At 39.8% G+C, this 23,437-nt stretch carries 21 protein-coding genes; 7 read left to right on the forward strand and 14 right to left on the reverse strand.

All coding sequences use genetic code 11. The features are described from left to right. Positions 1 to 330: 330 nt before the first annotated feature. From BIZ36_RS00185 to BIZ36_RS00195, 3 genes are all read right to left on the reverse strand, one after another. Positions 331 to 1,608, reverse strand: a complete 1,278-nt coding sequence (locus BIZ36_RS00185; RefSeq protein ID WP_187455833.1) for a tetratricopeptide repeat protein — start codon at positions 1,606 to 1,608, stop codon at positions 331 to 333. Between the two features lie 142 nt (positions 1,609 to 1,750). Then, positions 1,751 to 2,554 (reverse strand): DUF4331 family protein, encoded by an 804-nt coding sequence (locus BIZ36_RS00190; protein ID WP_222937106.1) that lies wholly within the window; start codon positions 2,552 to 2,554, stop codon positions 1,751 to 1,753. A 25-nt stretch (positions 2,555 to 2,579) separates the two neighbouring features. After that, the gene (locus BIZ36_RS00195) at positions 2,580 to 3,260 is read right to left on the reverse strand and encodes a DUF4331 family protein (protein ID WP_187455834.1); all 681 of its coding nucleotides are present in this window, start codon (positions 3,258 to 3,260) and stop codon (positions 2,580 to 2,582) included. A 297-nt stretch (positions 3,261 to 3,557) separates the two neighbouring features. Here BIZ36_RS00195 and BIZ36_RS00200 point away from each other — a divergent pair, with 297 nt between their 5' ends. Then, the gene (locus BIZ36_RS00200; RefSeq protein ID WP_187455835.1) at positions 3,558 to 4,745 is read left to right on the forward strand and encodes an LETM1-related biofilm-associated protein; all 1,188 of its coding nucleotides are present in this window, start codon (positions 3,558 to 3,560) and stop codon (positions 4,743 to 4,745) included. Between the two features lie 79 nt (positions 4,746 to 4,824). Here the strand turns inward: BIZ36_RS00200 and BIZ36_RS00205 are convergent, their stop codons facing one another. From BIZ36_RS00205 to BIZ36_RS00225, 5 genes are all read right to left on the reverse strand, one after another. Then, positions 4,825 to 5,580, reverse strand: a complete 756-nt coding sequence (locus BIZ36_RS00205; RefSeq protein ID WP_187455836.1) for a LytR/AlgR family response regulator transcription factor — start codon at positions 5,578 to 5,580, stop codon at positions 4,825 to 4,827. A 35-nt stretch (positions 5,581 to 5,615) separates the two neighbouring features. Further along, on the reverse strand, positions 5,616 to 5,960 hold the full coding sequence (locus tag BIZ36_RS00210; protein WP_187455837.1) for a 2TM domain-containing protein: 345 nt from the start codon (positions 5,958 to 5,960) through the stop codon (positions 5,616 to 5,618). 29 nt (positions 5,961 to 5,989) lie between these two features. Beyond that, on the reverse strand, positions 5,990 to 6,313 hold the full coding sequence (locus BIZ36_RS00215; protein WP_187455838.1) for a 2TM domain-containing protein: 324 nt from the start codon (positions 6,311 to 6,313) through the stop codon (positions 5,990 to 5,992). A 13-nt stretch (positions 6,314 to 6,326) separates the two neighbouring features. Then, positions 6,327 to 6,629 carry a 2TM domain-containing protein gene (locus BIZ36_RS00220; RefSeq protein WP_187455839.1) on the reverse strand — a complete coding sequence of 101 codons (303 nt, stop codon included), beginning with the start codon at positions 6,627 to 6,629 and terminating at the stop codon, positions 6,327 to 6,329. A 136-nt stretch (positions 6,630 to 6,765) separates the two neighbouring features. Further along, on the reverse strand, positions 6,766 to 8,103 hold the full coding sequence (locus tag BIZ36_RS00225) for a 2TM domain-containing protein (RefSeq protein ID WP_187455840.1): 1,338 nt from the start codon (positions 8,101 to 8,103) through the stop codon (positions 6,766 to 6,768). A 251-nt stretch (positions 8,104 to 8,354) separates the two neighbouring features. On the opposite strand from BIZ36_RS00225, the gene BIZ36_RS00230 reads away from it, so the two are divergent. Then, a complete protein-coding gene (locus BIZ36_RS00230; protein ID WP_187455841.1) occupies positions 8,355 to 9,350 on the forward strand; it encodes a DUF1028 domain-containing protein in 996 nt (331 codons plus the stop codon). A 4-nt stretch (positions 9,351 to 9,354) separates the two neighbouring features. Here the strand turns inward: BIZ36_RS00230 and BIZ36_RS00235 are convergent, their stop codons facing one another. Genes BIZ36_RS00235 through BIZ36_RS00245 form a run of 3 tightly spaced genes read right to left on the reverse strand, consistent with a single transcriptional unit; the run spans position 9,355 to position 14,873 of the window. Then, positions 9,355 to 10,482 carry a Gfo/Idh/MocA family protein gene (locus BIZ36_RS00235; protein ID WP_187455842.1) on the reverse strand — a complete coding sequence of 376 codons (1,128 nt, stop codon included), beginning with the start codon at positions 10,480 to 10,482 and terminating at the stop codon, positions 9,355 to 9,357. 10 nt (positions 10,483 to 10,492) lie between these two features. After that, the gene (locus BIZ36_RS00240) at positions 10,493 to 11,350 is read right to left on the reverse strand and encodes a sugar phosphate isomerase/epimerase family protein (RefSeq protein WP_187455843.1); all 858 of its coding nucleotides are present in this window, start codon (positions 11,348 to 11,350) and stop codon (positions 10,493 to 10,495) included. Positions 11,351 to 11,375: 25 nt separating this feature from the next. Continuing rightward, positions 11,376 to 14,873 carry a PVC-type heme-binding CxxCH protein gene (locus BIZ36_RS00245; protein ID WP_187455844.1) on the reverse strand — a complete coding sequence of 1,166 codons (3,498 nt, stop codon included), beginning with the start codon at positions 14,871 to 14,873 and terminating at the stop codon, positions 11,376 to 11,378. Between the two features lie 159 nt (positions 14,874 to 15,032). Between BIZ36_RS00245 and BIZ36_RS00250 the strand changes: the two genes are divergently transcribed. From BIZ36_RS00250 to BIZ36_RS00260, 3 genes are read left to right on the forward strand one after another with little or no spacing between them, the layout of a single operon-like run. Beyond that, the gene (locus tag BIZ36_RS00250) at positions 15,033 to 15,899 is read left to right on the forward strand and encodes an AraC family transcriptional regulator (protein WP_187455845.1); all 867 of its coding nucleotides are present in this window, start codon (positions 15,033 to 15,035) and stop codon (positions 15,897 to 15,899) included. Positions 15,900 to 15,955: 56 nt separating this feature from the next. Next, complete coding sequence (locus tag BIZ36_RS00255; protein WP_187455846.1) at positions 15,956 to 17,506, forward strand: NAD(P)/FAD-dependent oxidoreductase; 1,551 nt, start codon at positions 15,956 to 15,958, stop codon at positions 17,504 to 17,506. A gap of 53 nt (positions 17,507 to 17,559) precedes the next feature. After that, the gene (locus BIZ36_RS00260; protein WP_187455847.1) at positions 17,560 to 18,855 is read left to right on the forward strand and encodes a DEAD/DEAH box helicase; all 1,296 of its coding nucleotides are present in this window, start codon (positions 17,560 to 17,562) and stop codon (positions 18,853 to 18,855) included. Positions 18,856 to 18,863: 8 nt separating this feature from the next. On the opposite strand, the gene BIZ36_RS00265 is transcribed toward BIZ36_RS00260, so the two are convergent. Then, positions 18,864 to 19,892, reverse strand: a complete 1,029-nt coding sequence (locus BIZ36_RS00265; RefSeq protein WP_187455848.1) for an AI-2E family transporter — start codon at positions 19,890 to 19,892, stop codon at positions 18,864 to 18,866. Positions 19,893 to 20,093: 201 nt separating this feature from the next. Between BIZ36_RS00265 and BIZ36_RS00270 the strand changes: the two genes are divergently transcribed. Then, positions 20,094 to 20,927, forward strand: coding sequence for an endonuclease/exonuclease/phosphatase family protein (locus BIZ36_RS00270; protein ID WP_222937109.1), 834 nt, complete (start codon positions 20,094 to 20,096; stop codon positions 20,925 to 20,927). A 3-nt stretch (positions 20,928 to 20,930) separates the two neighbouring features. On the opposite strand, the gene BIZ36_RS00275 is transcribed toward BIZ36_RS00270, so the two are convergent. After that, positions 20,931 to 22,043 (reverse strand): peptidoglycan DD-metalloendopeptidase family protein, encoded by a 1,113-nt coding sequence (locus BIZ36_RS00275; RefSeq protein WP_187455849.1) that lies wholly within the window; start codon positions 22,041 to 22,043, stop codon positions 20,931 to 20,933. Between the two features lie 84 nt (positions 22,044 to 22,127). After that, positions 22,128 to 22,958, reverse strand: a complete 831-nt coding sequence (locus BIZ36_RS00280; protein ID WP_187455850.1) for an alpha/beta fold hydrolase — start codon at positions 22,956 to 22,958, stop codon at positions 22,128 to 22,130. A gap of 108 nt (positions 22,959 to 23,066) precedes the next feature. Between BIZ36_RS00280 and BIZ36_RS00285 the strand changes: the two genes are divergently transcribed. After that, entirely contained in the window at positions 23,067 to 23,429 is a 363-nt protein-coding gene (locus BIZ36_RS00285; protein ID WP_187455851.1) for a TfoX/Sxy family protein, read from the forward strand. Positions 23,430 to 23,437: the final 8 nt, after the last annotated feature.

The following is a 23,437-nucleotide window of genomic DNA, read 5'->3' on the forward strand; positions in this document are numbered from 1 at the left end:
AAACCTCTATGTGCAGTGACTACCTTTAAACACAACCACATCATGAATGATAGCCATATCACAAAAAAAACATACTCCATAACACTATTAATTTAGGGGAACTACTAGGTTAACGTTTCTTTTTAAAATGAAATTTTCTATAATTTCTGAATAGCAATTTAAGTTTTGGAAATATAAACTTAGAAAACCTATTTAAACTTTCCTACAAAAAAGTTAAAAATGTAAAATTTATTAACAAAAATTGTTGAAAAAAAAGTGCTCCAAAGTAAATTGAAGCACTTAGAAAAAACCAACACACCTAAAATAATCGAGATGTTCTTTCCGAATCCTCTAAAGATTCACAATTTCTTGTTTAGTACTAGGCCCCAGTTCGTAGACCGCGCTTAATAGCTCTTGTTTTAAATCTATAACTTTCTTATTGTATCCTGCAGCCTTATAAATTTCCGCAGTATTGAGTAGAATACCAGGTTCAAAAGTCTTTCCTTCAATATGCGATTCTACAATTTCCAACGCTTTTTCTACATTTCCCATTTTGAAATAACTATAGGCCAATAGACTATAGGATTCTGGGGTAGGCCTATTGGCAACCTCTTTCTTTGCCAACCTAAGCGCTTTTGCAAACTCCTCTGTTTCCGTTAGATAAAGCGAAACGTTATGTGCATTGTACATATCTCCGTAATCTGGATTGCTTACCTGTTGAAAATATTTTTCCAAGTTGTTCAAGCTTTTTAAATCATCGCCCATATAACCGGCAATTTCCGCCTTTAACAAATAATAATCAGGTGATTTATAATTTTTGGTCACGGAATCCAATATTCTCATAGCCTCGCTTGGTCTATTTTCATAGGAGAATACAATCCAAGCTATTCCTTTTTTGGCATAAGCATTTCCCGGATCAATTTCCAATGCTTTAAGATAATGGCTATATGAGTCCTCAATTCTGCCGGCATGCCCGTAGTAATCTGCCAAATTGGTATAAGACCAAAGTTTTAAGGATTCATTTTTGGCATTTTCGGCTTTCTTAGTGGCCTTTTCCATGAAACGAATAGTAGCATCTAAATCGCCTTTATAATCATTCCATTTTGCCAATCGAATCAAGTATCCAAAATCTGACATATCCTTGATACTATCCAATTGTGCCCTTGCCGTATCATAATTGCCCAATTCCATGTGTACATCAAACAAGAGACATTGGCTCTGGTTAACACCGTTGTTCGTGGCCCTAGCGGAATCTGCCATCTGCAAAGCCTCCATAAACCTATGCTGGGAAATATAATTTCTAGCCAAGGCCCTATAATAACCTGCCTTACCTACAGCTGAAATCTCTACGGCCTTTTCCAAAACCTGCTCGGCTTTTTTTAAATAGGCTATTTTTCCAGTATTCTGAAAGAAGCGACTGTATTCACTACCTACAATTCCAAAACTCATTAGCTGGGAACTGTCCTTTTTGATTTTGGAATCCCACAGCTCAAAATATTTGGAAGTGCTGCTCCCTGGTTCCGATGACAAATAAATGTCATAGTCCTCCTTTTGGGTAATTTGGTTTTTATTCTCGCTGGAACAAGATGCCAACAATAGAACTATCAACCCGTAAAGTAAATTCTTCATTTTCTTAAGTATTTCGGTTTTTTCATGATGTTTTCCGCCATTATCCTGAGTTAACTCTTAACAATCAACAACATCCTTCAGGATAAAGGAAAGGGAGGATGGTTCGCACCCTCCCAGTTCTTCTTCTTCATAGGTACATATTTTATTCTGGCATGGCCAAGTAGGGAAAGGTATCTGTTGGAGATGCGGTAAACGATACGCCATCTGATACCAACCTTGGAAAGGTTCCTACACCTTCAACTTCTTGACCGTTAAAACGAGCGCCATCTCCTCCCCCGAACAATAAAATCAAGGAAACATCTATAACATCATCTTGCAAGGTTCTTCCGGTCAGTCCAATGGCACCCTCATAATTTGGAGATCCGGAACCGGGATTGAAATATGTAGTTGGTAGATTAGGAGCTACTTCCAATACATCATTAGCCAAAACAGTGGTCAAAACTTCAGCGGAAACAGGATTATCCGTAAAACCATCCTTCTCAGGGCCATTAAGAATATCCCCTAATATATTGGGTTGATAATCAACATCCTCTTCGTTAAGTCCCAACAAGTTGGCATATACATCGTGCAAGCCCTCTAAGCGGTTTTCAAAATCCTTTTGATAAAACTCGGCAATTCTGTGCGGCTCTGCTTGATTATAGGGATCTTTAAAATCCTGGATACTCAAAACTGTGTTTATTCCTGGCCTTCCCATAAAATCAACTTGCGCATAGGTACCGGAGAAATCAGGCATTTCCTCTTCCTCCATTCCATCTCCGGGTTCCATCATGTCTTCACAAGGTTGACAAGAAGTTCCCCCGCAATCCACGCCTGTTTCCGTTCCGTTCATAATACCATCACTACAAGTGGCTTGTACAATGGCGTTATCATCATCCTCGCTACAGGCCACTAAAGCGGTGGCAAGGCAAAGAGACATCAGCAAATATTTTATACTAGTAAGTTTCATTCTTTTCTATTTATAAGGTTGTTAATTATTGTTTTCTGTTAGTGGTCACCCATGTTTTGTACACCTCAAGACCAAGAACATTGGTGGCAGTGGTCTCCCCAAGAATACTATTTGGTATCTCAACGACCAATGCCATGGTATTGGCTCCATCAAACGTATCTACTGCCTCCCCTTCAGGTAAAAAACCTTCTGGTGCTTCTCCGCCAATTACTTTGTTAAACTGATTGAAATCAAAAAAGAAGGCATCTTGACGTGGACCGGCGAATAACGAAACTCCATCCTCAGTAGTAGTCACGATGGCGTTTTCATCTGAAATTGCCACCATGCCCAGTGGCATATCTACCATTACTTCACTAGTTTTACCCAACATTGCTGGTTCTACAGGACCAAAGAAATACATATTGCCGTTTCTAGGAATGGCCTGGATGACCAAATCCTCAATAAGGTCATTGTCCGTATCTATATTAATTTCCGTTAAGACATCTTCGTCAAATGTTCCGTAGGCCAAATCTGGAACAACATCTGTTTGTAAGTCTACCACGAATACGGTATTGTCCGGATTGCTTGGTGATTCAAAACCATAAAAATCCGCAATATCTGCCGTGTTTCCAGTTGTAGTGGGAGCATCAATGTGATCGGCCGCCACTAATACGACACCAATCGCGGCCAATAGTCCCAGACCGATAAAAAGTTTTGTTTTTTTCATTTCTTAATTTTTTAAAGATTGTGATCAATTAATTCAACCTTACCTACGGCATTTCTATTTGGAGGTTTGGTTTCAAATGTTAAAGTAATGTTAATGCATTTCCATTTTGATGGTTAAACGCAACACTACTCTTAATTAAAACAATAATTAATGGTGAGAATGTGCAGATTCTTATATACCACTTTGTTTATTCGAAAATTCCTTAGATTACGTACGTTGGGAATTAAAAAGATAACCTTGACTCAATGAGTTTACACTGAATTTTATAGTAATTTCGCCCTTTAAACTGAGGTTGGTATGAATCCTTCGGCAAATGGTTGGATAGATAAGTTCGGTTCTTTGATTGCGGACCACCATGATGTATTTCAAGATTTTCCCACGTTCTACAAACTACTAAAGGAATTAGGGTTTGTATATGGAATAAATGTTGGGATTCCCAATTTTATTCCCACAGAGCACGAACTTTCTGAAGATGAGAGGGCCAAAATCAATCTTATAACGGCCCTGTACGGCACTTTTAGATTAGAAAGTAACGGTACCAATTTTAAGGATTTTACCTCTTCTGTATTTAAATTTTACAAAGAGCTTAAAATTGGCAATAGCTCCTTACTTAACAGATTTTTGGTAGGAAAAAATACATCTGCCCAATTAGAGCAACTTATAGACTCTCGTGCCTTTCTGGAGGAGAATCTAATCGGGAAAACATTTAGCAGTTTTATAACCAATTCCCTGTTATTTATAGATGTCCTTCTGTACAAACAATACTTGGAAGATGCCAGCGAAATTAGAAAGCAGGCTCAGCGATTGGAATATTTGACCATTAATATTACCTACCATGCTCTTAATTCTAAGAAAAGGAATAGAAGTGATGAACGCTTGGAGCAATTGTTCGCTTCCTCTCTCACTTTTATTGAGGTAAACGAAAAATCGTTTGATGGCCATTACCGCAAACAGTTGGTGGGCAACAAATCGCCCTGGGAAAATCAATATTTTTTAGATATAGCCTGCCTCACGGTTTGGGAAGATCATTCTTTGGATTATCAGGAATCGCAATTCGTTTTCGGATTCGGAAAGGATTTGGGCTTCGGGGAAATGGCTATCAAAAAATCCCTTATTGAGGTTCAAGAATTTTTCAAAATCAATTCTAGATCGGTTCCCTTTTTAAAAGACCACAATCTAGCCGTTCAATTTTATGACAGCATGGCAAAGGTGGTCAACAAACTTATTTTAAGAAATAGCAAAAGACTTCAGAAAGAACTTTCGCAAAGCAAAGAATTGGTCTTTTTGCTATCCAAATCGACCATAAAGGATTTAACCTCGGAAGAAAAGAAAAAGGTGCAAAATCAGTTGTTGGATATTTTTAAAAGTATACCGTCGTTGGCAATATTTTTACTTCCCGGAGGCGCGGTTTTACTACCGATTTTTATCAAGCTCATTCCTAAATTACTTCCCTCTGCTTTTGATGATAACCGTATTGAAAAGTAACTTTTTTTGACATCTTTACAACTATAAGAAATATCTATTTAATATATTAAATATTTTTAATTCAGCATATTAAACGCTTTTATTCCAACCATAACTTGAAGTCTTTTACTCGCTCCCTACTTACTATGATTTCTTGCTCTGAGAAGTGGTTAAGCTTTATTTTTAACCTTGAATTGGAGTAAGAAATGATATCTTTAATGTGGTTAATGTTTACATAAAACTTTCTGCTCACCCTAAAAAAATCTTTAGGCTCCAACTCCTCTTCCAAGTTTTCAAGGGTGGTATCCAACAGGTAATTTCTACTATCGGTAGTTGCAGCGTACGTGCCTTTGTTCTCGCTGTAAAAACATTCGATTTCTTCCGCATTCAAGATTTTAAGATGTTGCCCCACTTTCGCAGTAAACCGCTTTTTAAATTCCCTTTCCAATGGGTTCACCAATAGTTTTTTGATATCATCAAAATCAAGTGTAAACCCTTCCTTTTCAGGTCGAAGTGATTTGTATTTGGCAACTGCCACTTCCAATTCTTCTTCGTCAATGGGTTTTAGCAAATAATCGATGCTGTTAAGCTTAAAGGCCTGAAGGGCATACTCATCATAGGCCGTAGTAAAAATGATAGCACTTTTTACCTTTACGTGATCAAAAATCTCAAAAGACAGTCCGTCCGAAAGTTGAATATCCAAAAATATCAAATCCGGATGGTCGTTATTCTGAAACCACTCAATGGATTCTTTCACAGAGTGTAGCAATACGGCGGCATCCATGCCTATTTTCTGTAAAAGCCTAGAAAGTCTTCGTGCGGATGGCTTTTCATCTTCAATAATCAGGGTCTTCATAGGATTGGTTCGTCTTTAGGTTGGTTGTGAATAAATTACTGATCTTCGTTCATGAATTTCTGCAATTGGGCTTCCTCCCAACGTTTTAACCACTTGGGTTTTAAATTTTTACAAGAAAACGTTTTCCCTTTAAATGCCAGCCAACCGTGAACCGTTAAAATGACACCCCAGACAATGGGCGTCAGTAGTATGTTCAACCATAAATAATCCTGAAAATCAGACGTCAACATCTCCTTTGCTTCAAAAAAACCATAGATCCTGCCCTTAAACACAAACAACAGTACATTGGCAACCAAGTAAATGGCTGCGTGCTCATAAAAGTCCTTGATACGGTCCACTTTTGTTCTAGCTTCTTTATATCCTAATTTTGATTTGGTCATTACTCTTTTTTTGATTGATGAATAAACTCCTAATACTTTTTAACCTCTTCTCTATCTTCTTCCATAAACTTTTCAATTTGGCGTTTCTCCCAACTTTCAGAGAAAATCGGGTTCCAATTAAAAACTTTGGCCGCATGAAAGGCTAGGCCAATACCCCAAAAGAAGGGAGTACTAAACGTTGCTATACTGAAGAAAGCCTCGTTAAAAGTCTCTCCACCATTGATTCTAGCAGAAACGGTTACGGTCATTATAAACAGGTTCACGAGTGTAAAGACGGTAGCATGCGTATAAAACCCCTTTAATTCTGCTACTCTTTTTTTTGCTCTTAACTTCTTTGATCTTCTATCTTCCATATTTTCTTTTTTATTATTCCCAACGCTTAACACGGTCATCCTCTTGCATGAACTCCCTTATTTTGCGCTCTTCCCAATTCCTGCCAAAAAAAGGACTCATGCCGTACACTTTAAACCATTGGAACACCAATCCTATTCCCCAACCAAATGCTGCCCAAAGGAACCAAGGATAACTCCATTGGTCCACATAATAATTTAGGCCCGCCAACAGGCTTATAAAGATGATATAGGAGATAAGGCTCGTGTAAAATTTCTTGATTTCAGCCACACGTTCCTTCGCCCTAATGTATTTGTTCTCTTTCTCGAATTCTTCCATTGCTTTTTAGTTTTAGTTGTTGTTTCTTCTACAAATTTGGTATTTCAACCCCACGATTTAAAACCTATAGTCCTCAATTGTTGATTTTAAAGGATGAATTGACATTACCTTAAAAATCTTCTTATAAATCAACCTTCTAAAATTTATTATCATCCATTAACTCACGCATCTTTCTCTCCTCCCAACGTTTTCCCCACAAGGGATTGACCCCATAAGCTGCCAATCCGTGAAAAGTTAGGCCTAGCCCCCATCCACAGATAGGAAATAGCACCCAAGGAAAAGAAGTTGTCTTCATGTTTAGAAAGGCCAAAAAGGGAATCACAATGAGATAGGCCAATAAATTACCATAGAACGATTTAATGTTCTCCACGCGCTTCTTTGCCTTCTCATAACGTTTTTCGTCTATATACTCTTGTTGGTTTTCCATAACGGACACTTGCCTTGATAACATAGGTAGATATACTTTAAATTGATTCTTGTTTTTATCGATTCTCACCGTACGGTCCGTTAAAACGGCATATCGCTGCCTGATGTTCTGCAACCCCACGCCCGTACTCTTTTTAACCACCCGCTTTTCCTGAAGGTTATTGGAAACCACCAACATACCCTCTTTTTCAAAAACCTTTATATGCAAGGGTTGCCCAGAAGTTACAATATTGTGCTTCACTGCGTTCTCTAGCAATAGCTGCAAGGATAGCGGAATAATCTTTGCCTCGGGGTTTGAGCAGTGTTCCGGAATATCAAAAACAATACTATCCTCAAACCTCATCTTTAATAACTGTACATAGGTTTTTGCAAAAGCGAGCTCTTCATCAACAGAAATCAGGTCTTTATTCTTTTGTTCAAGTACATACCTGTAAACTTTTGATAAAGAGGTAGTAAATTTTTGTGCCTGAATGGGGTCTTCTTCAATTAAACTGGTCAATACATTTAAGCTATTGAACAAAAAATGTGGATCCAACTGATTTTTTAAAGCATCAAATTGGGCCGATGCCGTACCCGCTATTATTTTTTGCTCCTTAACCTTGGTTTCCTGCCGGTACTTATAATAATAAAATCCGTAGAAAAGTATCAGGACAATTCCTGAAACAAAAAGAGAATAGTAGTAATCTCCCGGTCTCTCATCAACCAAAAACTTCCAAAAGTCTTGCTGATGCAAAACAACCACAACAATCGCCCTTGAAATAAAAATACCCACTACGGATATTCCAAAATTGGCCACTAATCCTAGGAATAATCTTCTAATAGACTTAAAATTGCTGCCCATTTTCTTCTCTAGAAATCGCCACATGTACACATTGGCCAAGTACAGTATGATGGAGAAGATAAGATTCTCATAATATCTTCGCCAAATTACCGCCAAATCAAAACCATTGCTAAATCTACCCGTAAAGTAAAAACTGGCGAGGACCACCAAATAAATAACGGTACCAATAAGAATGGCAAAGGCGATATCTTTACTAAATTTCTGCATAATACAAACCTCCTTTTAAGTGAGGATTTTTACATCTAGGTTAAATATAAGGAAAAGACAGGTGGATGCTTTTTGAACTTTATTACAGTCCTACAGATTCCAAACTACAATCCCCAACAAAAATCCATACATCCTATCACAAATTATAAAATAGCTTTCCCAACTGTTATATACGTCTACCCAATTGCATTTTGCACGCCCTCTCCACCATAACACACATTTTGACTATCTTGGAAAACAAAAACAGTCTTATGAAAAAAATGCTTCCTTTCTTTCTTGTTTTAATAGTAGCTGTATTTAGCTCAATAGAGCTTACAGCACAAGGCGTTTACAAAGACCAGTTTGCCCATACGTTTTCCATTGTAGCCAAGGATACAACTACGGGCGAAATGGCTGTTGGGGTCCAAAGTCATTGGTTTTCAGTAGGAACTATTGTTGCTTGGGGCAAGTCTGGTGTGGGAGTGGTTGCCACACAGTCTTTTGTCAATCCTGCCTACGGGCCTCAAGGATTGGATTTAATGTCAAAAGGAATGAGTGCCAAAGAGGCGCTTACCACTCTCACCGCAAAAGACGAAGGAAAAGCGTTTAGACAATTAGGCTTTTTAGATGCCCAAGGTAATGCTGTATCTTTCACAGGCGAAAATTGTGTAGCCTCTGCAAGTCATTTCGTTGGCGAAAATTTTGCCGTTCAGGCCAATATGATGCTCAATGATGATGTAATACCTGCCATGAAAATGGCTTTTGAGGAAAATGCCACGCTCCCACTAGCAGAAAGAGTTGTACTTACCATGTTGGCTGCTCAAAAAAGTGGCGGTGATATCAGGGGGAAACAATCCGCAGCCTTAATTGTTGTGGGAGCCGAGCCCACAAAGAATGCCTGGGAGGACAAAAAAGTAGATTTACGGGTAGATGACAGCCCTGAGCCCCTAAAAGAGCTAGACAGGCTTCTAAAAGTACATAGGGCTTATGAGCATATGAACAAAGGAGATGTGGCCGTAGAGGCAAATGATATGGAAACTGCATTGGCGGAATATGGTGCCGCACAAAAGATGTTCCCTGAAAATCTCGAAATGAAATATTGGACTGCCATTGCCCTTGCAAATAGCGGACAACTAAAACAATCGCTACCTATCTTCAAATCTGTTTTTGAAATGGATGGAAATTGGAAACTCTTGACAAAACGCCTTCCAAAATCAGGTCTTTTGACCGTCTCAGAAGGCGATTTGGATAAAATTTTAAAGCTTTAGCAGCTTAAGACAATGTAAATTCCGGCAGTTTAATGATTTCCCCACCTTTTAACGCAGATTCATGGGCCAAAATACCCACACAAGTGATATTGGCAGATTGTTTGGCATTGGGATAAGGTGATGTGCCTCTTACAAGAGCATCCACAAAAACGTGTACCAAATGCGGGTGAGATCCACCATGACCCGCCCCCTGGGTAAAGGACAAATGCTGGTTGTCATCTGTATCATACACTCCTTGTGTGGTAAAACGCTGTATCTCATCGGGCAATAATTTGGCAAAATCAGGACTTTCCACTTCTTCGGGAATTTCGGGTTCCGGTTTCTTTGCCGTATGTACCACCAATGGCTTACCTTCGATCAATGGCCATTCCACAGACTTTTTTGAACCATAAACTTCAAAACTCTCCCTATACTGTCTCGCAACATCAAAAAGGGAACGGTACACTTGGGCGCTTAAATCTGAATCCTTGAATTTGATATGTGTGGTTTCTACAGCAAAAGGAGAATTATAATGACCTATCAGCTCTTCACGAATAGTACCGGAGCCAAAGCAGGAAACATATTCTGCCTCACCTCTGGTTAGTGCCAATACAGGTCCTACACAGTGGGTTGCATAATGCATAGGCGGTAATCCCGGCCAGTAATTGGGCCAACCATCCATATCCTGTTGATGACTAGCCTTTAGAAACTGAACCTTTCCTAAGTCACCGTTCTCATATAATTCTTTCATATACAGAAATTCACGGGCATAGACTACGGTTTCCATCATCATGTAGGTGAGCCCCGTTTCTTCCGTTAATCGCACAATTTCTTCACACTCTTCAACAGTGGTAGCCATGGGCACTGTACACGCCACATGTTTACCAGCTTTCAACGCCTTAATTGATTGGATACCGTGATCAGGTATTGGGGTGTTGATATGTACGGCATCAATATCCGGGTCCTTTAAAAGCTCATCATAGTCCGTATAGCGTTTTTCAATGCCAAAGGCATCGGCCAATTCGTTCAATTTAGTTTCATTACGCTGCGAAATAGCTACTAGATTGGCATTGGGGTGTTTTAAATAAATCGGTATAAATTCCGCACCAAAACCTAATCCAACAATTGCTACATTTATTTTTTTATCACTCATTTATATATAATTATTTAAATGTTTGCTTTAAAAATTTTAATCCTTCCGATGCAAATTCATCTTGACTGTTCGCCATGGTTTTCCAGATACAGACCGCACCTGCCAACTCCTTTATTTCAGGAGTAAAGCTTTCAATTACGATGGCACCTTTGTATCCAATATCCGTAAGTCCTAATTGAAAATCTTGCCAAGGGGTCAATCCGGTACCGGGAATTCCCCTATGATTTTCGGAAACCTGAACGTGTATCAGTTTATCCCCAACGGTATTGATAGCTTCCCGAATGTTCTTTTCCTCAATGGTCATATGAAAACCATCCAAAAGTACCTTTGCATTGCTTTCATTGATATCATTTGTTAGCCGAACTACATCTGCGGCGGTATTCACCATGTCCGACTCAAAACGGTTGAGTGGTTCCAAAGCAATGTTCTGTCCCTGATTTTTAGCAATCTCACAAACCCTTCTTAGGTTTTTAACCGCTAATTCCCATTCCGCCTTTCGCTTTTCTTCAGGTATCATTCTGGCCTTACCGACCATACTATACATAGGTCCGGCAAGAAAATCTACCTCCAACAGGTTGCAGAGTTCAAAACACTGCTCAACATATGTAAAACAATTCTGATGCAGGGTCTCGTCTTCACTAGTCAGGTCTTTGGTGGGTCCAAAAACCCCACAAACTGAGGGTTCCAAACCATTTTTCTGTAATTCTTCCTTTACTACTTTCCCATCGATCAAACTAGGATTCTCTACCGGTATTTCCACCAAATCATATCCCAATTCTTTTATTTTAGGAAATAGGGCAACCGATTCCGTAGTAAAAGGGGATTGCCATAACCAAGTACTCACCCCAAATTTGTATGCGTTTGACACGTTTATATTTTTTAATTCGTATTTATCAATTGGCAACTACCTTCATCACTCCTTGCATGATTCTCCAATGCCCGGGGAAGGTACAGATATAAGGATACTCCCCAGGTTCTGACGGCGCTGTGAATTTTAAGGAAACCTTCTCTTCAGGATTTATCAAGGCAGTGGCAAATAGCACTTCAGACATTTCAGGTACATAGTTTTTTGAAGCCCCGTCAGGGTCTGCCGCCATTTTATCAGCCGCAGCTCCTACCTTGTCCTTAGTTCCCGGTTTTACGATAACCAAGTTATGCTGCATAAAATCAACATTGTCCAGCACCAGCTCTACTTTTTCACCGGCACCAACTACAAATTCGGTCAAATCAAACTTCATTTCATTTTTGACCACTTTCATGTTGATGACTACTCTGTCCGAATCATCTTCCTCTTCTCCCGAGCCATTAGCCGTACCCTCGGAAGCATAATTTTTCACAAACACTTCCGCAATTGTACTGCCTCCAAAAGAATTTTTCGCACTTTCCGAAAAATCGGTTTCTACCTCATACTTCCAAGTGCCCGCAAGCGGCAAATTCTTTTTATCGGAACGCAGATATAACTGATCTGGTTTCCCATAAACACCACCGCCGCCACCTGTATCCTCTACACGTATGGCCAAAACATTTTTTCCTTTTTTGAACAGGGAATTATCTATCTGGTAATACCTGTTTCTATCATATTCTCCTTCGGTAACCCCTATTTGCGTTCCGTTTAAATAGACAATATCAGAATCGTCAATAGGCCCCAAGGAAATATAGGTTCTTCCTACGGGATCAAATTCAAATGACTTTCTAAACCAAATGATTCCGTCTATGTTCAAACCGGCATCTTCAATGAATTGTGGCAATTCCATAGTTTTCCAATTGCTATCATCATAGTCATGCGCCTCACGCTTGGCCACTTCCACTTTTTCCACGCTAAAATTGGGATTATCCGCAAAGTAGGCCGAGTTAAATCCTTCCACATGTTTGGCCGCAGCCGCATAAACTGCCTTGGACAACCAACTGTCTTCCAAAATAGTGTCGTCCTCACTTAAATCGAACAATAGTTTTCCAATCGCATCGGAAGGTCCTCTTTCCGCCAAATAAAGGATGGCCGCCATGCGCACAGAGGCATCCTTGTCATACAGAACTTTTGATTCTTCTACAACCTTATCTGAAGCTTCTGTTCTTGGCAACATTTGTAACGCCGCCTTACGAACCGCTGCCGATGGATGACGAAGCGCTCCTTGCACTACTTCCCTGGCTTCTTTATTGGCATCAAGGGACACAAGACCATCAATAGTCCAAAGTGCATGAAAAGCTCCAAAATTCATTCCCGTTTCATCTTGTGATCGGTTTTGAGCTAATTCAAAAAGCTCCGGAAGTATTTCGGTATTACCGGTTTCTACCAATAAACGCTGGGCCGTCATTCTCCAGAACATATTCGTATTTTGCAACTGCTCCAATAGTTCATCTGAATCTGAAGCATCTAAAACCAAACTTTCCATTTGCTCCTCACCCTTGGGAACAATTCTCCAGATACGACCTCTAGATTTGTCACGTAAGGGGTTAACATAAGCATTTCCATCACCATTCTCAGCTTTGTAACCGCCTCTTTCCTCACTTGGGGTTGGGTTGTGTTGAATAATGAAATTATACCAATCTGCTACCCAAACATTACCATCCGGACCTACTTTTGCCTCTACCGGTGACACCCACTCATCTGAACTTGCGAACAGGTTACCACCGTCCGCTTCCTCATATCCAGCACCTACTTTTTTAATTTTGTTGATGTGGACCAAATTTCCGGTGGGTTCACATACAAAGGCCATTTTATTCCAATACTTGCTAGGATAGTTTCTTGCCGTATAAAAATGGTGCCCTGCAGCAGCCGTAAATCCTCCAAAGACATCTACCTGCCGTATATTATCGGTTATAGGCTGCATGGCATAGTGACCATCTATTTTTAGACTTCCGGTTGCGGGAATTCCTTTTATGTCATCCATAAGAGCGTTGGGTATACCAACATAAACACTATGGGTATTGTTGGCGGTGGACGCAAAGATTGAATTGTCTTCCGTAAGTCCCAAGCCCCAAGTATTGTTGCTGGTATTGGTTAATACCTCAAAAGTTTCCTTTTTAGGGTGGAATCTGTATACATTTTGATTGAACTTAAAATCATCACCAAAAATTTGACCTTCAAACCCGGAATACCCAACTACCCCATACAATTGATTATCTATTCCGTATTGTAAATTGGATGGTCCGGCATGGGTATCAAACGTGCCCCAGCCGTCTATCATTACTTCACGAACATCTGCTTTGTCATCCCCATCGGTGTCTTTTAAGAACAAGAAATGAGGTGCCTGAGAGACTACTATTCCGCCATCATAAAATGAAAAACTAGTAGGAATATTGAGGTTTTCGGCAAAAATGGTAAACTTATCGGCCTTTCCATCGCCATCGGTATCCTCGCAAATTTTAATCCTATCATCGCCCACTCCGTTGTCATTTCTTACCGTATTGGGATAATCCACGGTTTCAATGACCCAGAGTCTGCCTTTTTCATCCCAATTAATGGCTATGGGATTGATAATATCCGGTTCTGAAGCAAAAAGCTCCAATTTAAATCCTGCCGGGACTTGGATAAGTTTTTCAGATTCTTCTGGAGATAAAGGCAACTGATATTTAGGAGCTGGGTCTCTTTTTTCATAATTGGGAATATTGGCCCTTTCTTCATATTGAAGCACAGGTATGGTCGATGCAAAAGCTTCCCAATTTTTTTTGGCGGTGTCGTCCACTGCCCATAGAATGCCCTCTTTTACCAACTTTTGAAAACCAGGATGGGTCCATGTGCGCTCATCATGCCCGTATGCGGTATAAAACACTTTTCCCTCTCCATATTTTTTCACCCAAGTCCATGGTTCGTGATGGTCTCCCTCTACTCTCTCCATTAGAACCTCAATATCATCTGCAATCTTATCATGTACATAAGTTTCATCCCAAGTAGAAAATGGCTCTACATTTTGCATTACGGGATGCTCTTTTTTGATAATATCCGTTGTAAATGTCCCTGTACCATGCTCTTTGAACTGGGCTCCTACCATATTAATATAGTCAGGGGAGTTCTTAAAACAGAAACTCGCACAGTGTAAGGGAACAAAAGCGTGCCCCTCTTTTACGTATGAAAGCAAGGCCTCTTCTTGGCTAGGGGTAATTTCTTCATGATTGGCGTAAATGATGAGACCATCGTATAAGGATAGGTTCTCGGCATTTAAATCATTTACATCCTCTGTATAGGTAATATTTATTCCGTCTTTTGTTAATGCAGATGCCAAAATGGGGAAGTATGCCTTTGAATTATGATGTTCTATTTCATGTCCCAAAAAGAGCATTTCTATTCTTCTGGGTTGGTCATCCTTCCAAGACTGCTTTTTTTCTTTGGAACCACAACTTACCAAAATGAGTAAAAAAACAAGGGTTCCAAGCGTTGAGAAATTGAGTTTCATAGGGTGGTAATTTTCAGTTATCAATAATAGTGATAATACACACTTGAAATTTACCCTCTAATATCACATACTGACTGTTTTATATCATAAAAATAGAATTAATGGAATTTTAATGATAATTTAGTTGTTGAACCACAAGAATGCACCTTACACCATATTTTGAAAGCAGCTTTAGAAAAATCGCCCATTCCCGTTTCCCGCGCATATGTTGCCAAACTATTAAACGAGCCCGTTTTTGACCCCCATTGGCACTTTCACAGCGAATACCAAATATTTATGGTCTTAAAAGGGAACGGCACCCGATTTATAGGCGACAGTGTGAAACCTTTTAAAACAGGTGATATCACCTTTACCGGCTCTAACCTGCCGCACCTTTGGCGTAGCGACCAAGAACAGGAACAGGATCAAAACATTGCATGGAGCAAAGGGGTGGTCATCTATTTTAAGGAGGACTTTTTAGGTGATAATTTTCTTAGAACGCAAGAAGCTATAAGACTTAAAAACCTATTTGACAAAAGCTTGCGCGGAATGGAGTTTACAGGACAAACCGCAATGAAGCTTCAAAAAATGATTCTAGAACTGGTAACACTTGAAGGATTGGACGGTATATTACACCTGCTAAATATATTAAAAACCATCAGCCAAACCGAAGATTACAATTTATTGGCTAGCCCTGGTTATACCAACACACTTAGAGAGGCAGACACAGAACGTATGTATATGGTGTACGCCTACGTGATGAAAAATTTTAAAAATAAAATCGCCCTTTCAAAAGTAGCGGAAATGACCAATATGACACCCACATCGTTCAGCAGATATTTTAAAGTGCATGCCAACAAATCATTTACCCAATTTGTAAGTGAAATTAGAATAGGACACGCTTGTAAACTTTTGATCGAGAAAAAGAAAAATATTTCCTCTGCCTGTTATGAGAGTGGATTTCAAACCCTGAGCAATTTTAACAAGCAATTCAAGACCATCACCAAGAGGACTCCAAGGCAATACAAAAGTGAATACGGATTGTAAGAAAGCAGCACGCAATAAAATCATGTTTAGTTAATGAAATCAGCTAATTTTGCGGCATGTTAAAAACGTTACAAATACGTCTTACCCTTGAGGAAGAAGCCATAGAAGGTCAATTGAAAAGAAGGGCGGCCACCTATTTGGGTCTTAATGAGGCCGAGTTTGAACTGGCCATTCTTAGAAAATCCATAGACGCCCGAAAACCGGAAGTGGTCTTTAACTATAAGTTGGCCGCATACGTGGGGGAAAATGCTCCTAAAACCGATTATACCTTTAACTATAAAGATGTTTCCAACGCTCCTAAAGTACACATCATAGGATTTGGGCCTGCCGGTATGTGGGCCGCATTGCGGTGTTTGGAACTTGGTTATAAACCTATTGTTTTTGAAAGGGGAAAAGATGTACGGGAACGTAGACGGGACCTAAGGGCCATTAATCAACAACATACCGTTAATGAAAACTCCAATTATTGCTTTGGAGAAGGCGGAGCGGGAACTTACTCAGATGGTAAACTATACACCCGAAGCCTAAAAAGAGGCGATGTAAAAAGAATCTTCCACAGTTTGGTGCATCACGGTGCCACGGAACAGATCTTAATTGATGCCCACCCCCATATTGGCACCAACAAGCTTCCAAAAGTGGTAAAAAACATTAGGGAGACCATACTTAAATATGGCGGGGAAGTCCATTTCAATATACAACTGACGGACTTAATTATAAAAAATAAAAGCATTCAAGCGATTGTACTCAATAACTCTGAGGAACTTCCGGTGCAGCGGGTTATTTTGGCCACGGGACATTCGGCAAGGGATGTTTTTCAACTTTTGGACAAGAAAAAAATCGACATTCAGGCCAAATCCTTTGCCATGGGCGTAAGGGCAGAACACCCTCAGCACATTATCGATTCCATTCAATACCATTGTGATGGAAACCGAAATGAATTGCTTCCTGCTGCATCGTACAGTTTGGTGCATCAAGTTAAAGGTAGGGGCGTTTATTCCTTTTGCATGTGCCCTGGAGGATTTATAGTTCCCGCGGCAACTGCACCGGGTGAGGTGGTTGTTAATGGCATGTCTCCCTCCAAAAGAAATAATAAATACGCCAATTCCGGTATCGTCGTTGAAATCAATATAGATGAAGATTTAAAACGATACGAAAAATTTGGTGCTTTAAGAGGGTTGGAATTTCAAAAGGATTTGGAACGGCTAGCCTTTACAGCCGGTGGAAGAACGCAAACAGCACCTTCTCAACGAATGACGGATTTTGTGGAAGGCAAGCTTTCCGAAACCTTAAACGATACTTCCTATCAACCAGGGTTACAAAGTGCCCCGCTCCATTCCTTGCTTCACAAACAGATCGGCAGTAGACTACGAAAAGGATTTGAAGAATTTGGCAAAAAAATGAAAGGCTACTATACCGAGGAAGCCAATATAGTAGGTGTAGAATCACGTACCTCTTCGCCAGTTACCATCCCTAGAAACGATAAATTGGAGCATCCCACCATTAAAGGTCTGTTCCCTTGTGGGGAAGGAGGCGGCTATGCCGGAGGTATCGTTTCCGCTGCCATGGATGGTGAACGTTGCGCAGAGGCCGCCATTATTGGATTGTAATTTATTTCTACCACTTGGTTAAATAAGCGTACCTTCGCGCCTTATTTTCAAGTATGAACTTTAAAGACCTTGGCCTCGCCCAACCTATTTTAAAAGCCCTTGATGCAGAAGGGTATACAACTCCTACCCCCATCCAAGAACAAGCCATTCCCATTTTGTTAAAGGGAAAGGACTTATTGGGAGTAGCCCAAACGGGTACAGGTAAAACCGCCGCTTTTAGTATTCCTATTATCCAGTTGCTTTTAGAAGAAAAAGAAGCATCTAACTCCTATAAAAAAGTAAAGGCACTGATTGTTACCCCTACAAGGGAATTGGCCCTTCAAATTGGAGAAAGTATTACAGCCTATTCGAGGTTTACCGGATTAAAAAACGCGGTCATCTTTGGCGGGGTAAAGCAAGGAAAGCAGGTAAAAGCATTGGAAAAAGGGGTGGACATCCTAGTTGCGACCCCTGGTAGGTTGTTGGACTTGATGGGACAAGGCTTTGTATCTTTTAAAGACTTGGAATATGTAGTCTTAGATGAAGCCGACCAAATGTTGGATATGGGCTTCATTCATGATATTAAAAAAATAATCGCAGCATTACCCCCAAAACGCCAGTCGCTCTTTTTTTCGGCTACCATGCCCAAGGACATCGTGGAATTGTCCAAAAAAATGTTGGGAGATTTTGAGAGGGTCACCATAAGGCCACAGCAAGCCACTGCCGAGCGCGTAGAACAGGGTGTTTACTACGTAAGTAAAAGAAATAAGACCCGTTTACTGATTCATTTATTAAGGGAACGACCTAAAGATTCTACATTGGTATTCTCCCGAACCAAACACGGAGCCAATAAAATTGTAAAAAAATTAGACCAGGCAGGAATCAAGGCCGCGGCCATTCACGGGAATAAATCGCAAACGGCCAGACAAAATGCACTTGGTGCATTCAAAGATGGTAAATTGAAAGTATTGGTGGCAACGGATATTGCCGCGAGGGGCATTGATGTGGAAGAATTGGCCTTGGTCATTAATTTTGATTTACCCAATGTACCGGAAACCTATGTGCACCGTATTGGCCGAACCGGACGAGCCAGCGCCAGTGGTATTGCCCTATCATTCTGTGATAAGGATGAGCGACCCTATTTAAAGGATATAGAAATGTTGATCAAACAACGTGTACCTTTAATGCCGGAACATCAATTTGTTGATGATGAGCCGGAGCAGGAAAAAACTCCTGAAAAAAAACCCGCCAACAACCCCAATCCCGCAAAAAGAGGTCAGGGCCAGCGCCGAAGAAATTCAAATTATAGAGGTAGAAATAAAAATCGCAGAAATAGAAGGCAGGGAGGTAATTCTAAAGACAAAAATTAATTCTTAGACTATAACCGCTGTTCTTGAGTATCTGCTTTTCCATATTCGTTTTTATAGATTTTCACTATTATTAGGAACAAGCTTATTAATAATGGTCCGAATATAAGTCCGATAAACCCAAATAGCGGAACCCCCACAATGACACCGATAAGCGTAATCAAGGGGTGTACATCATCCAATTTCTGTAAAATGTAAAGTCGGATAATATTATCCGTTGAGCCCACCACAATTAATCCGTACAGGAGAATTCCCCATGCCTGAACATCATTTCCGCTGGCCAGGGTAAGAATAAAAACGGGCAGAATACCTACCAAAGTACCTATAAAGGGAATCATGGAGCCAACAGCCACTATGGCGAACCAAAAGAAAGGATTATCAATACCAAAAATAAAGAATCCGATTAGGGCTACAATTCCCTGGGCCACAGCTACTAAAGGAATACCTAATGCATTGGAACGTACCATTGCCTGTACTTCCTTACCAATTATTCGTAAGTTCATTTTACTAATGGGGATATATTCAAACAACGACTCTTTTAATTCCTTTCTATTGGTCAACATATAGTACAACAAAAAGTACATGATAGCTATAGAAATAAACAGGTTAAAGGTGCTGCCCGCAAAAGCGGAAACACTTTCCGTTAACCAAGCAGATGCCCCAGATGGGTCAATCTGCGAGGTTAAATCATAGTCCACCGTTTTTTCGACAACGAAAAGTTGGTCTTTGACAATTTCAATAACACTTTCAGATTTTTCTACGGCCTTGCCCATTTTACTTCCCAACATGGCAATAAGACCTCCAACAGGAATTAATATACCAATGAAAGAAAGCACCATTAATAAACCCGCAGCAATATTGGGGTTCCACCCTTTTTTAATCAGTTTGATCATCCACTTCCTAAAAATGACGTAAAGCGTAACCGCTCCAAGAACTCCTGTTAAATAAGGTACAATTTCCCAAAAAATAAGACCTCCAATTACTAATATGAGAAGAAGGACAAATATTTGTCTTATGATATTTGGGTGAATTGATTTCATAAACTAAGGATATATTGGTTGCTTTTTGCTGGCCGAAATGTATACGCTACTGATGAAAACCCCTATCCTTTACACACCTATTTTTGACTGTATCCGAACGAACTTTAAAAAAAAGTAAAGTCAAGATTTTAACTTTTAATTGAATATTCTTTTGATAGGGAAATTGCTAAATTGCCAGTTATCAAACTATCATTTCCTAAAATGAAAAAGAACCTATTACTTTCCAGTCTTCTATTTCTTGCCTTTGCATGCGCTTTTGCCCAAAGTCCAACTGTGATGACCTACAATATAAAGTATGATAATAAGGAGGATCAGGTCAACAATTGGAATTTTAGAAAAGAGGCCATGGTAGATTTGATTCACAATCAGCGACCTGATGTTATAGGTATGCAAGAAGTACTTCACAGGCAATTAGAATTTTTGGATAAGGGTTTGGATAATTACGCCTATGTAGGAGTGGGCAGGGATGATGGAAAGGAAAAGGGTGAGTACTCCCCTATCTTTTACAACTCCAGCGAATATGAGGTTTTGGAATCCAACACGTTTTGGTTGTCCAGATCACCTGAAAAAGTTTCCGTAGGTTGGGATGCTTCCATGGAAAGAATTTGCACCTATGCAAGATTTAGAGAAAAAAAGAGCCAAAAAGAATTTTGGATGTTCAATACGCATTTTGACCATAGGGGCGATAAGGCACGGAAAAAATCCGTTCGCTTAATCCTTAAAAAGATTGATGAAATAAATTCTGAAAATCTACCGGTAGTATTGACCGGAGACCTTAACCTGCTACCGGAGCAAGCGCCCATTCAGTATTTGAGCAAGAGAATGAGCGACGGTCTGGAAACTTCCAGAAAAAAGAATGAAGGTCCGCATGGCACTTTTAACGGATTTAATCTGGAGGACCCCATAAGCAATAGAATAGACTATATTTTTACCCGAGGCTTTTCTGTTAACAATTACCAGCACATAGACGAACGATTGGAGAATGATAACCATATATCCGATCATTTACCAGTAGTTGCTGAGTTGGTAAGGTAACTATTATTTAGAAATAGATTGGCCGATGGACAGCAGGCTTTGGTGCACAAAGGCCCTTTGTTCTTTAAACTTAATATGTACCCAGTTACCTGAAAAACCCAACACCTGAAGGGAGTCCTTTAATCTAACCTCACCTATTTTGCTATATGCCGTAGCAGGCCCTTGCCTTATATTGGCTCTGGATGCCGCAATTACGGCCCATTTTCCATTAGGACTACTTTTAAGTTCAGTGTTAAGAGGTCGTTCTCTCATTTTTACGAAAGGCAAAGGATCAATTGCCCCTTTGTAACCGTCATAAATACCAAAGTGTAAATGAGGCGCGGTAGTTCTAGCATTTCCTGTATTCCCTACCAAACCTAGGGTATCTCCTACTTTTAATTTCTGACCCGTCTTAACAAGAATACTATCTAAATGGGCATAATACAGCGAAAGGCCCAAAAAACCTGTTCGTTGCCATACCTGTTTACCTCCAAGGCCTTTATTCGTCACAGAACTTACCCTACCCGAGGTCACTGCCAAAACTGGTGTTCCTCGTTCCGCAAAAACATCGATTCCCTCGTGGGACCTTCTTCCTCCGTCCCTGCTAGCTCCCCAAAAACTTATAATCGCCTTATTACTCTTTCCAAGAACAGGAAAAGCAAAAGATGGCTCCGTATATAATTCCAACTGAAAGGGTGCTGTTCCATAGATTTCTGGCTGTACAACTAGTTTATAAATGCCATTTTTTTCCACTTTATAGGACAAATTACGCTCTCCGCTTTCGTTGGATAGGATGGAATTAAAATTTTCATCTTTTTCAAAAAGGTTGATAAAAATTTTTTTATCCAGGGTATCTGTCAGAACCTTAATGTTCAAAATTTCCCCTTTTTGCAACTCAAGTTTGTAGCTTCGAGCAACGGTACTTTTAGTATAAAAATATCCGTTCTCCACATACGGTAACGGTACTTCTAAACTATCTAAAAGACTGCGTTCAAAATCATTTTTCCAACTTGTAAATAAAAGGCTGTCCCTTTGTAAATTCCTTTCATATAATTCGCGTGCCGTTGATTGTGTGATTATATCGGTAACCTTTCTAACTTGATTACATCCCAGTATCAAACAACAGAAAATAACCACAAATAATGACTTTAACCCCATACTACCGAAAGAACAAAAATGAAAAAGCCAAGTGTAGACTTGGCTTTTTCAAATTATCAATTTTTACTTGCTTATAAAGTCTATAAGTAGCTCATTTAACTCTTCGGCATGAGTAATGTTAAGACCATGTGGTGCACCTTTTATAATCTTATAAGTATTGTCTCTTATACCTTTTGCCGCCTGCTCTGCAGAGGTAGCAATAGGGACCGTCTCATCCGCATCTCCATGTACAATGAGGGTGGGCAAATCTATATTTTTAAGTTCTTCCCTAAAATCTGTATGCATCCAAGCAAGGGCCGTCTGGATGGTGGCCCTGGGAGAGGCGTGACTGGCAATTATAAAATCATAGTCTAACTGTGCTTGGCTAACTTTATCCTTATTACTATCATAGTTATAAAATCCTCTGTGAAAGTCTTTTAAAAAGCCTACACGATCACTTTGCAGTGCATTTTTTATGTCATCCAAAGCCGTTTCGGGCACCCCGTCCGGATTATCATCTTTCTCCTTGACCAAAGGAATAATTGAACTTATCAAGGCCGCTTTGGAAATTTTATTCGACCCATAATCGGTTAAATATCTAACTACCTCACCTCCGCCCATGGAAAACCCCACGATAATGGCATCCTCAAGCTTGAGACCTTCAATTATAGTATGCAGGTCGCTAGCTAAGGACGAATAGTCATATCCATCCCATGAAACAGAGGAAATTCCAAACCCTCTACGATCATAAGTGATACACCTGTATCCAGATTCTACTATTTTCCAAACCTGTTGTTCCCAAGATTTGCTGCTTAATGGCCAACCATGAATTAAAATTACCGGTTGCCCTTCACCGTGATCCTCATAAAATATATCTACGGATTCTTTTCCTGTTGTATTTGTTATAAATGGCATATAAATTAATTTTTAGTTCAAGCGAAATGTAGGACCATTTAAACCCAATCATTAATGCAAAACATAAACTTGTTGCTTTGAACAAAGATTTAAGTTAGCTTTAAGTATATGGCGTACGATAGTTATATGGCCGATAGGCTACGGAATTTATTAAGGGAAAAATCCATCTATTTTGAAGAAAAGAAAATGATGGGGGGACTTTGTTTTATGGTCGATGAGAAAATGTGCTTCGGTCTCATTAGCGATAAATATGCTGATACGCCCCTATTGATGTGCCGAGTAGGACCCGAAAATTATGAGAGAGCCCTGCAAAAGCCACATTGTTCCGAAATGAACTTTACCGGACGTGCGATGAAAGGCTTTGTTTTTGTTTCCGCCGAAGGCTTGGATACCGAACAAGATTTGGAAGAGTGGGTTCAGTTTTGTTTGGACTACAACCCTATAGCCAAGAAAAGTAAAAAGAGAAAATGAAGAACCCT

This window comes from Cytophaga sp. FL35 (assembly GCF_014349235.1).
Taxonomy (GTDB): Bacteria; Bacteroidota; Bacteroidia; order Flavobacteriales; family Flavobacteriaceae; genus Euzebyella.